The organism is Streptococcus sp. 27098_8_103 (assembly GCF_041432345.1).
Lineage (GTDB): Bacteria > Bacillota > Bacilli > Lactobacillales > Streptococcaceae > Streptococcus > Streptococcus mitis_BV.
Window position 1 is genome coordinate 1 of the sequence record NZ_JAPVZK010000016.1, and the last position, 14759, is coordinate 14759.

Consider the following 14759-nt stretch of genomic DNA (forward strand, 5'->3'; position numbering starts at 1 on the left):
TTTCTTGTAGTGTCAGTGGATAATTTTTTTAGAGACTTAACCCCGTTATTGTTCATTTTAAATATTATTGGCCTAACTTGTTTTTTAGTGTTAACATACACTAACATAAAAGAGATGCTCTTAAATATACGTAAATGATGATTTGGTTAGTCCTAGAACCAATCAACTTATGTTTATCGGTTTGACAGGTTTTATGTCTATTATTTGTTTGTATAGGGGTATCACAGCAGGAGAATCCTATCAACAATTAATTGCCTATATTGGCACTATTCTCTGCTTGCTTATCATGTTTCTACTCATTTGGGGCTTGAAGTATTATAAAAAGTAGGGGCTAATGAAGTTTTTGTTATGAATACAAAAACGATGTCACAATTTGAAATGATGGATACTGAGATGCTTGCGAAAGTTGAAGGAAGTTTCGGAGGTTGGGGAGATAACTTTCTGGTTTATTGGGTGGGCTAGCACCTTCTCCAACTTTGGATCAATTAAATGGTAAGTGGACTATTATACATCTTTCAAAACCATGTAGTCCTTATGGTATAGGGGGAACTCCCAACTCATGTAATGGTATTTAAAAAGGATTGAAGCTATGAAGGCAAAATATGGGAATCAAATTGTTGATGTTTGGGAAATTGGTCAAGCAACTCCTAAACCAAGTTGGGTAGAGGAAGCTTTTCAAAAAAATTATATGGTTTGGTTGGATAATCATGTGCGCATTCTAATGGCAGGTCTTAACACTTCTCTCGCAACGAATATCAAGTTTGGTCTAGTTGGAACAGCTGGAGGAGGATTCGCTGGTTATGGGATGTATGTTCTTGGTTATCCAGGTGATTATATAGATATCACCAATCATAGAGTTGTTTCTGCTAAAACATTTCACAAAAGTTATCAAATTTTAGAAAATGATTAGATATCATTTAATTGTAATGGAGAAAGCTATGAAAAAATATCCTATTCTTTTCAAAACGAGTGCCATTCTTTCTTATTTGTTTCTATTTTTCGGATTGTTTTGGACAACCCAATTTTGGAGCAATTATTGGGAGTTCTCGTCTTGGGTAGGAAATCTTATCTGGATTCGAAACATCATCAGCCTTCTCTTTATCGGTTTGATGGTTTGGATTTTGATCAGGTCGGGCCATGCTTATCTCTTTCGTATCCCTAGAAAAAAGTGGTTGAGCTATTCCGTCCTGACGGTGTTAGCAGCTGTTGTGCTTATCTGTTTTAACTATCTGACAGCTAAACACGTGCAGGGAACTAATGAAGGGTGGAATTTGTTTATTGCCTATAGTGAGACAAATTTTGCGGAGTTTGGTGTTTACCTAACCTTAATCGTGCTAGGACCTCTGATGGAAGAATTGATCTATAGGGGTTTGTTGCAACATGCTTTCTTTAAACATTCGCGATTTGGCCTTGATTTACTTCTTCCTTCCATTCTGTTTGCTCTTCCTCATTTTTCAAGTCTGCCTAGTCTGTTAGATATTTTCGTTTTTACAACATTTGGAATCATCTTTGCTGGTTTGACCCGCTATACCAAGAGCATTTATCCATCTTATGCGGTTCATGTGATTAATAATATTGTAGCGACTTTACCATTTTTTCTGACTTTTTTACATAGGGTCTTGGGGTAAAAAATCAAGAGTCTATCTTTTCAGCCATAGAGGAGGTTATCATGTATAAACACTTATTTTTCCTAGATTCCAAAACCATAGACTGGTTGACACCTTATATTCTAGTTTTGGCTTCTGACACCATTGCATTTAATGTTTTTGTGCTAACCTTTGTATCTGCGGTGGTCTTTAATTTCCTAAATCCCATGCTAGCTTTAATGGCTATATTCTTAGGGGCTGGCTATGTTGTCGGATTTTGGTTACTAAAATGGTTTGTTTTGGAAAGACTAGAGTTAAAGGATGACTTGTAGGGAAGTTTGTTTGTTGAGGAGGATAATTTTATGAAGTTTTTTGATAAATTTCATGCCTTTTGTTTTGGATTTTTAGTACTACTAATCGTCATTACAGTTCCTTATACGATTAACCACGGGGATTTTTTTCAAAATGAATCTGAACTGATTATTGTAAGTCTTCTAGTAACCTCGCTGAGTGTTGCTTATGCTAGAAAGTTTGATATGATTTCTTTTGGGATGTTAAGCAAGAAAGACCTTTTGCTTTTCATTGCAATCTTTCTGCTAAGTGTACTTGAGACGCTGGTTTATATTCATTTCTTCGCTGTTTCTTCTGGCGAGGGAGTTCAACACTTGGCGGAGGTCAGCAGAGGAATTTCCCTGTCTTTGATTTTGACTACCTCAGTTTTTGGGCCAATACAGGAGGAACTCATTTTCAGAGGACTTCTTCAAGGTGCCGTTTTTGACAATTCTTGGTTAGGGCTTGTGCTAACTTCATCTCTCTTTTCTTTCATGCATGGACCTTCTAATGTCCCTTCGTTTATTTTTTATCTACTTGGGGGCTTGTTACTGGGCTTTGCTTATAAAAAGAGCCAAAACCTATGGGTTTCTACTCTAGTCCACATGTTTTACAACAGTTGGCCACTCTTATATTATTTATAAAAATTATGAAAAGGTAAGTAGGAGATTGTGCTTACCTTTTTCTTTCTATAATGATACCCAAGCCAATCTAGAGGCTTTTCTTTGAGAATCGGGTGTGGAGCGGTTGACGAATAGGCCAAAAACTAGTAGAATAGTAAGGAAACTTTATACGGAGGAAAGAAATGGATTTGGGTGATAATGAGCTAACACTGACTCCCATACCTGGGAAAAGTGGCAAGGCTTATATGGGTAGCTATCCTGATGGAAAGCGTATCTTTGTAAAAATGAACACCTCTCCAATCCTACCTGGTCTAGCTAGAGAACAAATTGCTCCACAATTATTATGGAGTCGCCGTTTGGCAGATGGGCGTGATATGTGTGCTCAAGAATGGTTAACAGGCAAGATATTGACCCCCTATGATATGAATCGTAAGCAAATCGTCAATATTTTAACCCGCCTTCATCGCTCACGTCCGTTGATGACACAGTTGAGTCGGTTGGGATATGCCATGGAAACACCTGTAGATTTACTACAGTCTTGGCAGGAAACGGCTCCAGATGCTTTGCGTAAAAATCATTTTATCAGTGAAGTGATGGCTGATTTACGTCAGACTATTCCAGGATTTAGAGAGGATCATGCGACTATTGTCCATGGAGATGTACGACATAGTAATTGGATTGAGACAGATAGTGGCTTGATTTATTTGGTAGATTGGGATTCGGTTCGCTTGACCGATCGCATGTTGGATGTGGCCCATATGCTCTGCCATTATATTCCAGAATATCAGTGGAAGGAATGGTTGACCTACTACGGCTATAAGTATAATCAAACGGTATTAAATAAATTGTATTGGTACGGTCAATTGTCTTATTTGAGCCAGATTTCCAAGTATTATATGAACCAAGATTTAGAAAATGTCAATCGGGAGATTCATGGCTTGCGTCACTTCCGAGACAAGTATGGAAAGAGAAGATGAGAGTTAGAAATCGTAAAGGGGCGACAGAATTACTAGAGGCAAATCCCCAGTATGTGGTCCTCAATCCCTTGGAAGCCAAGGGGAAATGGCGGGACTTGTTTGGCAATGACAATCCCATTCATGTGGAAGTTGGAAGTGGAAAGGGTGCCTTTGTTTCAGGTATGGCCAAGCAAAACCCTGACATCAACTATATCGGGATTGATATTCAAAAGTCTGTTTTGAGCTACGCTTTGGACAAGGTGCTTGAAGTTGGAGTGCCTAATATCAAGCTCTTGTGGGTAGATGGTTCTGACTTGACTGACTACTTTGAAGACGGTGAGATTGATCGCTTGTATCTGAATTTTTCAGATCCATGGCCTAAAAAACGCCATGAAAAGCGTCGTTTGACCTACAAGACCTTCTTGGATACCTTCAAACGTATCTTGCCTGAAAATGGAGAAATTCATTTCAAGACGGATAATCGTGGCTTGTTTGAGTACAGCCTAGTGAGTTTTTCTCAGTATGGCATGAAGCTCAACGGCGTCTGGCTTGATTTACATGCCAGTGATTTTGAAGGCAATGTCATGACTGAATATGAGCAAAAATTCTCCAACAAGGGTCAAGTTATCTACCGAGTTGAGGCTCAGTTTTAATCTAAAGTGATGTCAGAAAACTGATCTCCGCTCAAAAAGTTAAACCAATCATATATTTCAAGGATTTAGTTCTGTACTGCGCAGGATTAAGTCCTTTTAGTTTGATTTCAAAACAGGTGGTTTTTGCTAAATGTGTATTTGCAACCAGATAAGTGGTATAATGGAAAGGTTATGAGAAATAGTATAAACCCTCTTGTATTCTATCTTTTCTTTTTCCTTGTGATAGTTGGTTTGGTTTTTTCTGATTATCAACAACATAGACAAGTAGAGGTGCAAGCAGAAAAAGAGGTTCAAATAGAAAAAACTGAAACAACTATTGAAACCAGTGAAGGAGAGGAAAATAAGGTTATCGAAGACAGATTGGCCACGATGACCTTGGAAGAGAAAGTAGGACAATTATTTTGGGCCAGAGTTCCTTCTAATCATCAGATAGAAGATCTTCAATCCTATCATTTGTCTGGTTATATCTTATTTGGCAGAGATTTTGAGGGACGAAGTTTAGAGGATATAAAGGCTTTGACAAAGGGCTACCAAGCTGCTGCCAAGGTTCCTTTATTGATTGGTTCAGATGAAGAAGGGGGGACAGTGACTCGTATTAGTTCGATTTTAGAAACTCCTTTTCAATCTCCTAGGGCACTTTATCAGCAAGGGGGAATGGAGGCGGTGCTTTCTAATACGAAGCAAAAGGCAGAGCTGTTAAAATCTGTTGGCATCAATGCTGGACTTTTACCAGTTGCGGATCTTTCAAGGAATCAATCAGCCTTTATTTATGATCGAACGATTGGACAAGATGCCCAAACAACTGCAAGCTATGTTCAGCAGGTCGTAGAAGAACTTAAAAAGAGTAAGGTTGGGTCAACCTTGAAACATTTTCCAGGATATGGCGATAATGGAGATAGTCATACCGCTATTATCCAAGACAACCGTTCTTTAGATGAATTAAGACAAGCAGATTTTCTTCCCTTTCAAGCTGGGATAGATGCAGGGGCAGATAGTATCTTAGTCTCTCACAATATCCTATCTAAAATTGATACAGTGCCATCATCTATCTCACCGAAAATCACTGACCTTCTTCGTAAGGAACTGCATTTCAAAGGTGTCATTATGACGGATGATTTTGATATGGCAGGAATAGCCGATTTTGTCAGTCAGGACGAGGCTGCTTTTCAAGTAATTTTAGCTGGAAATGATTTGATTCTAGGGTCTTCCTATCAAACCCAGATTCCTTATCTATTAAAGAAAATTTCCTCTGGAGAGCTGACAGAAGAGCGTATTGATGAGTCTGTGAGACGTATTTTAACTTGGAAATACGACTTGGGCTTATTAGGAGCGGCGCAGTAAGTCTTGTAAGCCCAGACAAAAAGCTTCAAGGTTAAATCCTTGCAGGTTGGCTTGATTTGTGTTATACTTGTAGCAAGAATATGAGAAAGAGAGGCGGGGAAATATCTTCGCCTCTTGCTTATGAGGAGGTGGACGCAATCGCAACAATCGTAGAATTAGTCAGAGAAGTTGTAGAACCTGTCATAGAAGCGCCTTTCGAACTCGTGGATATCGAGTATGGAAAGATTGGTAGTGACATGATTCTCAGTATTTTTGTAGATAAACCTGAAGGAATTACCTTGAACGACACGGCAGATTTGACAGAAATTATCAGCCCTGTCCTAGACACTATCAAGCCAGATCCCTTCCCAGAACAATATTTCCTAGAAATCACCAGTCCAGGCTTGGAACGTCCTTTGAAAACCAAGGATGCAGTCGCTGGAGCGGTTGGGAAATACATCCATGTCGGACTCTACCAAGCCATCGATAAGCAAAAGGTCTTTGAAGGAACCTTGTTGGCCTTTGAAGAGGACGAGTTGACCATGGAATATATGGACAAGACGCGCAAGAAAACTGTCCAAATTCCATACAGTTTAGTATCAAAAGCACGTTTAGCAGTTAAATTATAGAAAAAGAAAGGATAGCTTTTGAGGATTCAAAAGTGAAGAAAACATGAGTAAAGAAATGCTAGAGGCCTTCCGCATTTTGGAAGAAGACAAGGGAATCAAAAAAGAAGATATCATCGACGCAGTAGTGGAGTCGCTTCGTTCCGCTTATCGCAGACGCTATGGTCAATCTGATAGCGTAGCTATTGATTTCAACGAAAAAACAGGTGACTTTACAGTTTATACTGTCCGTGAAGTGGTTGATGAAGTATTTGATAGCCGTTTGGAAATCAGCTTGAAAGATGCTCTTGCTATCAATTCAGCCTATGAACTTGGTGATAAAATCAAGTTTGAAGAAGCACCTGCTGAGTTTGGTCGTGTAGCAGCCCAATCTGCCAAACAAACCATTATGGAAAAAATGCGCAAGCAAACACGTGCCATCACTTACAATACTTACAAAGAGCATGAGCAAGAAATCATGTCTGGTACAGTAGAACGCTTTGACAACCGCTTTATCTATGTCAATCTTGGCAGCATCGAAGCCCAATTGTCAAAACAAGACCAAATCCCTGGAGAAGTCTTTGCTTCTCATGATCGTATCGAAGTTTATGTCTACAAGGTCGAAGACAACCCTCGTGGTGTCAACGTCTTTGTTAGCCGTAGCCATCCAGAAATGATCAAACGTTTGATGGAGCAAGAAATTCCTGAGGTCTATGATGGAACTGTTGAAATCATGAGCGTGGCTCGTGAAGCTGGTGACCGTACGAAAGTTGCCGTTCGCAGTCATAATCCAAACGTGGATGCTATCGGTACAATTGTTGGACGCGGTGGTGCTAACATCAAGAAGATTACCAGCAAATTCCACCCAGCTCGTTACGATGCCAAGAGCGACCGTATGGTGCCAATTGAAGAAAATATCGACGTCATCGAGTGGGTAGCAGATCCAGCTGAATTTATCTACAATGCCATCGCTCCTGCTGAGGTTGACCAAGTTATCTTTGACGAAAACGATAGTAAACGTGCCTTGGTGGTTGTTCCTGATAACAAGCTTTCTCTTGCTATCGGTCGTCGTGGGCAAAATGTTCGTTTGGCAGCTCATTTGACTGGTTACCGTATTGATATCAAGTCTGCTAGTGAATTTGAAGCCATGGAAGAAGCTGGTTCGGTAGATTTGGAAGCAGAAAACGATACTGTAGAAGAATAAAAGCTGCTAGAGGAGGGAAAGATGAAAACAAGAAAAATCCCTTTGCGCAAGTCTGTTGTGTCTAACGAAGTGATTGATAAGCGTGATTTGCTCCGCATTGTCAAGAACAAGGAAGGACAAGTCTTTATCGATCCGACAGGCAAGGCCAACGGCCGCGGCGCTTATATCAAGCTAGACAATAAAGAGGCCCTAGAGGCGAAAAAGAAGAAGGTCTTTAACCGTAGCTTTAGCATGGAAGTGGATGAAAGCTTTTATGACGAGTTGATCGCTTATGTGGATCACAAAGTAAAAAGAAGAGAGTTAGGACTTGAATAAGCAAAAGATAAGCAATCTCTTGGGGCTTGCTCAGCGAGCAGGGCGGATCATATCGGGTGAAGAATTGGTGGTCAAGGCCATTCAAGACGGCAAGGCCAAGTTGGTTTTTCTAGCTCATGATGCTGGACCCAATCTGACCAAGAAGATTCAAGATAAAAGTCATTATTATCAAGTAGAAATTGTAACCGTGTTTTCAACACTGGAATTAAGCATAGCAGTCGGAAAATCGAGAAAGGTTTTGGCTGTAACAGATGCTGGATTTACAAAGAAAATGAGGTCTCTTATGGAATAGAAGAGGAGGACATGATTTGTCTAAGAAAAGATTGTACGAAATCGCAAAAGAACTTGGAAAAGAAAGTAAAGAAGTTGTAGCGCGTGCAAAAGAGTTGGGCTTGGATGTGAAAAGCCACTCATCAAGTGTGGAAGAAGCTGTCGCTGCAAAAATCGCTGCCAGCTTTAAGCCTGCAGCTGCTCCAAAAGTAGAAGCAAAACCTGCAGCACCAAAAGCAAGTGCAGAAAAGAAAGCCGAAAAATCTGAGCCAGCTAAACCAGCTGTAGCTAAGGAAGAGGCAAAACCTGCTGAGCCAGTTGCTCCGAAGGCAGAAAAAGTAGCAGCTAAACCGCAAAGCCGTAATTTCAAGGCTGAACGTGAAGCGCGTGCCAAAGAGCAGGCAGAACGACGCAAGCAAAACAAGGGCAATAACCGTGACCAACAACAAAACGGAAACCGTCAGAAAAACGACGGCCGTAATGGTGGAAAACAAGGTCAAAGTAACCGCGACAATCGCCGTTTTAATGACCAAGCTAAGAAACAGCAAGGTCAGCAAAATCGTGGCAATGAGCGCCGTCAGCAACAAGACTTCCAGCCAAAACAAGCTGGACCACGTGTTGACTTTAAAGCCCGTGCAGCAGCTCTAAAAGCAGAGCAAAATGCAGAGTACGCCCGTTCAAGTGAGGAACGTTTCAAGCAGACTCAGGCTGCCAAAGAAGCCTTGGCCCAAGCAAACAAACGCAAGGAGCCAGAGGAAATCTTTGAAGAAGTGGCTAAGTTAGCTGAACAAGCGCAACAAGAACAGCAAGTTCAAGCAGTGGTTGAAGTCGTCCCTGAGAAAAAAGAAGCTGCAGTGGATACACGTCGTAAAAAACAAGCTCGACCAGACAAAAATCGTGACGATTATGATCACGAAGAAGATGGTCCTAGAAAACAACAAAAGAATCGAAGTAGTCAAAATCAAGTGAGAAATCAAAAGAATAGTAACTGGAATAACAACAAAAAGAACAAAAAAGGCAATAACAAGAACAACCGCAATCAGACTCCAAAACCTGTTACGGAGCGTAAATTCCATGAATTGCCAACAGAATTTGAATATACAGATGGTATGACCGTTGCGGAAATCGCAAAACGTATCAAACGTGAACCAGCTGAAATCGTTAAGAAACTTTTCATGATGGGTGTCATGGCCACACAAAACCAATCTTTGGATGGGGAAACAATTGAACTCCTCATGGTGGATTATGGTATCGAAGCTAAGCAAAAGGTTGAAGTGGATAATGCCGACATCGAACGTTTCTTTGTCGAAGATGGCTATCTTAATGAAGATGAATTGGTTGAGCGTCCACCAGTTGTAACGATCATGGGACACGTTGACCATGGTAAAACAACCCTCTTGGATACTCTTCGTAACTCTCGCGTTGCGACAGGTGAAGCAGGTGGTATCACTCAGCATATCGGTGCCTACCAAATCGTTGAAAATGGTAAGAAGATCACCTTCCTTGATACACCAGGACACGCGGCCTTTACGTCTATGCGTGCGCGTGGTGCGTCTGTTACTGATATTACCATCTTGGTTGTAGCGGCCGACGACGGGGTTATGCCTCAGACAATTGAAGCCATCAACCACTCAAAAGCGGCCAACGTTCCAATTATCGTAGCCATCAACAAGATTGATAAACCAGGTGCCAACCCAGAACGCGTTATCGGTGAATTGGCAGAGCATGGAGTTATGTCAACCGCTTGGGGTGGAGATTCTGAATTTGTTGAAATCTCAGCTAAATTCAATCAAAACATTGAAGAATTGTTGGAAACAGTCCTTCTTGTGGCTGAAATCCAAGAACTCAAGGCAGACCCAACAGTGCGTGCTATCGGTACAGTTATCGAAGCTCGCTTGGATAAAGGAAAAGGTGCGGTCGCAACCCTTCTTGTTCAACAAGGTACCTTGAATGTTCAAGACCCAATCGTTGTCGGAAATACTTTCGGTCGTGTCCGTGCTATGACCAACGACCTTGGTCGTCGTGTTAAGGTTGCTGGGCCATCAACACCAGTTTCAATCACAGGTTTGAACGAAGCGCCAATGGCGGGTGACCACTTTGCCGTTTACGAAGATGAAAAATCTGCGCGTGCAGCAGGTGAAGAGCGTGCCAAACGTGCCCTTATGAAACAACGTCAAGCTACCCAACGTGTCAGCCTTGAAAATCTCTTTGATACCCTTAAAGCTGGTGAACTCAAGTCTGTTAACGTTATCATCAAGGCAGACGTACAAGGTTCTGTTGAAGCCCTTTCTGCCTCACTTCAAAAGATCGACGTGGAAGGTGTCAAAGTGACCATCGTCCACTCGGCAGTCGGTGCCATCAACGAATCTGACGTGACTCTTGCCGAAGCTTCAAATGCCTTTATCGTTGGTTTCAATGTACGCCCTACACCACAAGCTCGTCAACAAGCCGAAGCTGACGATGTGGAAATCCGTCTTCACAGCATTATCTACAAGGTTATCGAAGAGATGGAAGAAGCCATGAAGGGGATGCTTGATCCAGAATTTGAAGAAAAAATTATCGGTGAAGCAGTTATCCGTGAAACCTTCAAGGTGTCTAAAGTGGGAACTATCGGTGGATTCATGGTTATCAACGGTAAGGTTACCCGTGACTCTAAAGTTCGTGTTATCCGTGACGGTGTCGTTATCTATGATGGCGAACTTGCAAGCTTGAAACACTACAAAGACGACGTCAAAGAAGTTACAAACGGTCGTGAAGGTGGATTGATGATCGATGGTTACAATGATATCAAGATGGATGATGTTATTGAGGCTTATGTCATGGAAGAAATCAAACGATAAGATTTTTTGCTCCTTTCTTAGGTGGTGAGGGACGCAAGCAAACCGATGGTTTCATTGCTTATTTTTGAGCCTAGGGTCTCAAAAATCCCCTGTGATGGGACTGATAAATCAGTTCCATCACTTTCACCACGGCGAAAGAAGCAGATGATTTCAAATTGAACTTCGTTTCAATTTGAAATGAAAATCAATAAATTTAAAAATAGCTAGGTCTGCTGGCCTAGCTTTTGGTTCAAAGTAGAGAAAGGAATATCATGGCAAATCATTTCCGTACGGATCGTGTGGGCATGGAAATCAAGCGTGAAGTCAATGAGATTTTGCAAAAGAAAGTCCGTGATCCGCGTGTCCAAGGTGTGACCATCACAGATGTTCAGATGCTAGGTGACTTGTCTGTTGCCAAAGTTTACTACACCATTTTGAGTAACCTTGCTTCGGATAACCAAAAAGCTCAAATCGGGCTTGAAAAAGCAACTGGTACCATCAAACGTGAACTTGGTCGCAATTTGAAATTGTACAAAATCCCAGATTTGACCTTCGTCAAAGACGAGTCCATCGAGTATGGAAACAAGATTGACGAAATGCTACGCAATCTGGATAAGAACTAAGAAGAGGGGTAACCCTCTTTTTTGGTGGGTGAAAATAGGTGGAATTTGAAATGGAAAAATATTCTTTTAAAAAAGGGATTCTGTATTTTTAAATGTTAGCTAATCAGAAAATACTTTTTTTTTAGCAAATATGATATGATGATTTCATAAATAAAAGGAGATTCTATCAATGAATAATGTAAAAAAAGTTTGTCGTTTAGCTTTGCTATGTCTTTCCGTCTCTACTCTAGTTGCTTGTAGTTCTCTTTCTGAAAAAACAAGCAGCTCTTCTAGTGAGAATCAAACAGAAGCTTCATCTAGTAGTTCTGAGAAGAAAGGGTTGTTTGCTAAAGCAAAAGAAAAACTCAGTTCAAGCGATTTTAACCCACAAGATGTTAGCGATACGACAATTGAGTCTATAAAAACCTATGAAGATTACTTGATTATGAATGAGAAAATAATCGATAATTACTATACAGAAGCAGATGAAGCCTTTAAAGGGACTGTTTTAGAAGATAGCGCTGCTATCCAAGAACTAAAAGATAGCACTAAAAAAGAAATGGAAGATTTAAAAAAACAATATGGTCCATTAAAGAAAGCACCGATTCAAGGGAAAGAAGAAGTGATTAAGACTCTAAAAGATTATCGTGATAATCTACATGAACAAGTGGAGCAGTGGAAAGCTAGTCTTTAATAGGAAGAGTGGAGTTCAATATGGATTATCAATTATTGCCACATGAATATATGGTTATGAATAGTGACCATGTGAGTTTTGGGAAAAATGGTTTGTCTACAGATGAATTAATTTTAACGAATCTACACTTAATATATATCAAAAAAGGTTTGTGGGGAGGAAAAAAAGATCAAGTTACCATACCCATTAACCAGATTAAAATTTTTGAAGGGAAACCTCAAGTTTCAGTAACCAAAACCAATGGTGTGAAACGGCTGGAAATTTATTATAATAGCGGACAAGCTATCTTTGCATTTAATAATACTAAGGATACTGACAAGTGGGCTAGAAACATTATTAAATTGATTTCAGGTGATACAAGCAATTTTGAAACCTTGGGAGATAGTAGCTTGTTTGGAGCAGATGTTTTGGCAGAAACATTTAAGGATACATTTGACACTTTTAAAGCAGGGCTTGGGATTAAGGATGCAGAGCCAGAAAAGATTTCAACCAAGTGTAGCTTTTGTGGAGCACCTTTGTCAGGTCAAGTGAAGCAAACAGTGAGATGTGCCTATTGTGATATGGAGCAAAGTTTATAAGGGGGCAATTAAATGGGGTTGATAAAAGCCATCACAGATTCTATTGGTGGGACATTTGCAGATCAGTGGAAAGAAATTATCACAGTTCAAGCTTTTGATGAACATACAGCTGTAAGTCCCGGTATTTTTCAAGAAAGTAATAATGGTAGGGGTGTCAATACGAAGGGATCTGTAGGTGTTATTTCCAACGGATCCAAGATTTTTATTCCAGAAAATACTGCTGCCTTTATCTTTAGTCAGTCTGGTATCGAGGAAATTATTACAGAACCAGGTGGATATGAATACCAAAATGGTGAGAGCAGTGTTTTTAACGGTGATGGATTGAAAAAGTCACTGTTTGACAATGTTGTTAATCGTGTTGGATTCGGTGGTCAAAGTGATCAGCAAAAACAGATTTGTTTTGTTAATTTGAGAGAAATTCGTGATATTAAATTTGGGACTCGTGGCCCAGTCATGTATAACGATTTGTTTTATGGGACAGATTTAGAAGTACGTGCTTTTGGAACATTTTCTATCCAAATTACAGATGCTAAGCAATTTATCAGAAACTTTCTTCCTGCCAATGTGACTTATTATACCTTTGATAGCGCTCAAGCTAGATCACAAATAGTGACAGAGTTTCTCCAATCTTTTATTGTTGCACTTAATTCTTTGTCAACAACTTATCGTATTTCACAATTACCCTCACAAGCTGGAGTTCTTGCGGAACAAGTATCAAATGATGGACAGTATGCAGGGACTTGGAAAGAACGTTTTGGATTTGAGATTGTAAAAGTTGCCATTGCTAATATTGAGTTCTCACCAGAATCTAAGGAATTGGTTAAACAATTTTCATCAAATAAGATGAATTTAAAAGCTTATGATGATGTATCGCAGAAAGCTTCTAATATTGCAGCACAACAAAAAATTGCATCAGGAGTGGAGCAACATGGTCTAGGTGATGGTGCAGGGATGATTTTTGGTATGAATATGGCACAAGGTTTAGATGAAAAAGCAATGAAACCAAGTTTATCATTAGATGAACAAATCGAAGCCCTTACAAAACTAAAATCTCTTTTAGATGCTGGGATACTATCTCAGGAAGAGTTTGATCGAAAGAAAAAAGAAATTATGGATTTATAAAATGAGACTCGAAAGTTCATAGTTAGTACGTATTCAAGGGACATTCTAGGTAAAACAACAATAGACTATCGTTCATAGATAGAATATCAAGTTGTAAAGGTAAAGTTGAATATTCGAGTTGTCTCTACAAAGGCTATTAAGGTTCTTTAACAAATAAGTTGCCAAGGATTTTGATTTTGTGTATTGGACTATTTATCTAAAAAAATAAGGAGTTTTGAAAACTTTTGAGGGGAATTTGAAACATACTTTAAAAGAGTATGCTATCATAGACTATAACTTACAGAAGTAAAAGGAGTTTGTATATGGCTGAACAAGAGTTAGCTATGCAAGTATTGCAACAAGTGGTAAAATTACCAGTTGTTAAGGTTGATCGTTCGAAATTTTTAGTGGATAAGTTTTCCAAAGAATTGGATCCACAGGACATTCCTACTTTATTAGAACAAGGCCCAACGTCTCTCTTATCTCAAGAAACCTTAGATAGAGTGGCTAATGCCTGCATTAGGGATAATGTTTTATTGGCGAGTGGAACCTCTGTTTTGGCAGGATTACCTGGAGGGATTGCTATGGCAATTACCATTCCAGCTGATGTGGCTCAATTTTATGGTTTCTCTCTGAAATTGGCTCAAGAATTAGGTTATATTTATGGTTATGAAGATCTTTGGGCTTCACGCGATGAATTGAGCGAGGATGCTCAAAATACACTCTTGCTTTATCTAGGTGTCATGTTGGGGGTGAATGGAACCGCTGCCTTGCTACGTGCAGGTGGTATAACAATTGCCAAACAGGTAATGAAAACAGTACCTAATAAAGCTTTAACAAAGACGCTTTGGTACCCTATTTTGAAAAAAGTCTTAAGAATATTTGGTGTGAATCTTACCAAGGGAGGGCTGGCCAAAGGAATGGGAAAATTCATTCCTATCTTGGGTGGTATCATTTCAGGTGGTTTAACCTTTGCAACTATGAAACCAATGGGTGAAAGCTTGCAGAAAGAATTGTCCAAACTAGTCAATTATAGTGAAGTTCAATATCAAGAAGATGTTGAAACAATCCGAAAAGAGGCTGAAATCATCGAAGGAGAGTAA

General features: G+C 39.9%; 17 protein-coding genes and 1 pseudogene. All 18 read left to right on the top strand.

Annotated elements, in window-relative coordinates; translation table 11 throughout:
* Window positions 1–348 precede the first annotated feature (348 nt).
* The 18 genes and pseudogenes from O3599_RS06020 (at window position 349) to O3599_RS06105 (ending at window position 14759) form a co-directional block, all read left to right on the top strand.
* A pseudogene (locus O3599_RS06020) lies at window positions 349–575 on the top strand (ComC/BlpC family peptide pheromone/bacteriocin).
* A 14-nt stretch (window positions 576–589) separates the two neighbouring features.
* A complete protein-coding gene (locus O3599_RS06025; protein ID WP_247939649.1) occupies window positions 590–910 on the top strand; it encodes a role in replication in 321 nt (106 codons plus the stop codon).
* A gap of 28 nt (window positions 911–938) precedes the next feature.
* Window positions 939–1628 carry a CPBP family intramembrane glutamic endopeptidase gene (locus O3599_RS06030; RefSeq protein WP_247939650.1) on the top strand — a complete coding sequence of 230 codons (690 nt, stop codon included), beginning with the start codon at window positions 939–941 and terminating at the stop codon, window positions 1626–1628.
* Window positions 1629–1669: 41 nt separating this feature from the next.
* Window positions 1670–1918 carry an immunity protein BlpZ gene (gene blpZ, locus O3599_RS06035; RefSeq protein ID WP_247939651.1) on the top strand — a complete coding sequence of 83 codons (249 nt, stop codon included), beginning with the start codon at window positions 1670–1672 and terminating at the stop codon, window positions 1916–1918.
* 30 nt (window positions 1919–1948) lie between these two features.
* Window positions 1949–2560, top strand: coding sequence for a CPBP family intramembrane glutamic endopeptidase (locus O3599_RS06040; protein ID WP_247939652.1), 612 nt, complete (start codon window positions 1949–1951; stop codon window positions 2558–2560).
* Window positions 2561–2721: 161 nt separating this feature from the next.
* Window positions 2722–3516, top strand: coding sequence for a cell cycle regulator CcrZ (gene ccrZ / locus O3599_RS06045; RefSeq protein ID WP_247939653.1), 795 nt, complete (start codon window positions 2722–2724; stop codon window positions 3514–3516).
* Window positions 3513–4148, top strand: coding sequence for a tRNA (guanosine(46)-N7)-methyltransferase TrmB (gene trmB, locus O3599_RS06050; RefSeq protein WP_001266095.1), 636 nt, complete (start codon window positions 3513–3515; stop codon window positions 4146–4148). Before ccrZ ends, trmB begins: the two co-directional genes overlap by 4 nt.
* Before the next feature lie 171 nt (window positions 4149–4319).
* Window positions 4320–5489 (top strand): glycoside hydrolase family 3 protein, encoded by a 1170-nt coding sequence (locus O3599_RS06055; protein WP_371512290.1) that lies wholly within the window; start codon window positions 4320–4322, stop codon window positions 5487–5489.
* 128 nt (window positions 5490–5617) lie between these two features.
* On the top strand, window positions 5618–6097 hold the full coding sequence (gene rimP, locus O3599_RS06060) for a ribosome maturation factor RimP (protein WP_001808691.1): 480 nt from the start codon (window positions 5618–5620) through the stop codon (window positions 6095–6097).
* 43 nt (window positions 6098–6140) lie between these two features.
* Complete coding sequence (nusA, locus tag O3599_RS06065; RefSeq protein ID WP_000032285.1) at window positions 6141–7277, top strand: transcription termination factor NusA; 1137 nt, start codon at window positions 6141–6143, stop codon at window positions 7275–7277.
* Between the two features lie 21 nt (window positions 7278–7298).
* A complete protein-coding gene (gene rnpM / locus O3599_RS06070; protein ID WP_061087611.1) occupies window positions 7299–7592 on the top strand; it encodes an RNase P modulator RnpM in 294 nt (97 codons plus the stop codon).
* Window positions 7585–7884: a YlxQ-related RNA-binding protein gene (locus tag O3599_RS06075; protein ID WP_001041390.1), complete on the top strand. Its 300-nt coding sequence runs from the start codon at window positions 7585–7587 to the stop codon at window positions 7882–7884. The genes rnpM and O3599_RS06075 overlap by 8 nt, the downstream gene beginning before the upstream one ends.
* 16 nt (window positions 7885–7900) lie before the next feature.
* A complete protein-coding gene (gene infB / locus O3599_RS06080) occupies window positions 7901–10702 on the top strand; it encodes a translation initiation factor IF-2 (protein ID WP_371512292.1) in 2802 nt (933 codons plus the stop codon).
* Between the two features lie 251 nt (window positions 10703–10953).
* Window positions 10954–11304 carry a 30S ribosome-binding factor RbfA gene (rbfA, locus tag O3599_RS06085; RefSeq protein WP_001273601.1) on the top strand — a complete coding sequence of 117 codons (351 nt, stop codon included), beginning with the start codon at window positions 10954–10956 and terminating at the stop codon, window positions 11302–11304.
* Window positions 11305–11473: 169 nt separating this feature from the next.
* Window positions 11474–11977, top strand: coding sequence for a hypothetical protein (locus O3599_RS06090; protein ID WP_001067003.1), 504 nt, complete (start codon window positions 11474–11476; stop codon window positions 11975–11977).
* A 20-nt stretch (window positions 11978–11997) separates the two neighbouring features.
* The gene (locus O3599_RS06095; RefSeq protein ID WP_052691060.1) at window positions 11998–12555 is read left to right on the top strand and encodes a hypothetical protein; all 558 of its coding nucleotides are present in this window, start codon (window positions 11998–12000) and stop codon (window positions 12553–12555) included.
* A gap of 12 nt (window positions 12556–12567) precedes the next feature.
* The gene (locus O3599_RS06100) at window positions 12568–13677 is read left to right on the top strand and encodes an SPFH domain-containing protein (protein ID WP_247939656.1); all 1110 of its coding nucleotides are present in this window, start codon (window positions 12568–12570) and stop codon (window positions 13675–13677) included.
* A gap of 302 nt (window positions 13678–13979) precedes the next feature.
* Window positions 13980–14759, top strand: coding sequence for a hypothetical protein (locus O3599_RS06105; protein WP_084953052.1), 780 nt, complete (start codon window positions 13980–13982; stop codon window positions 14757–14759).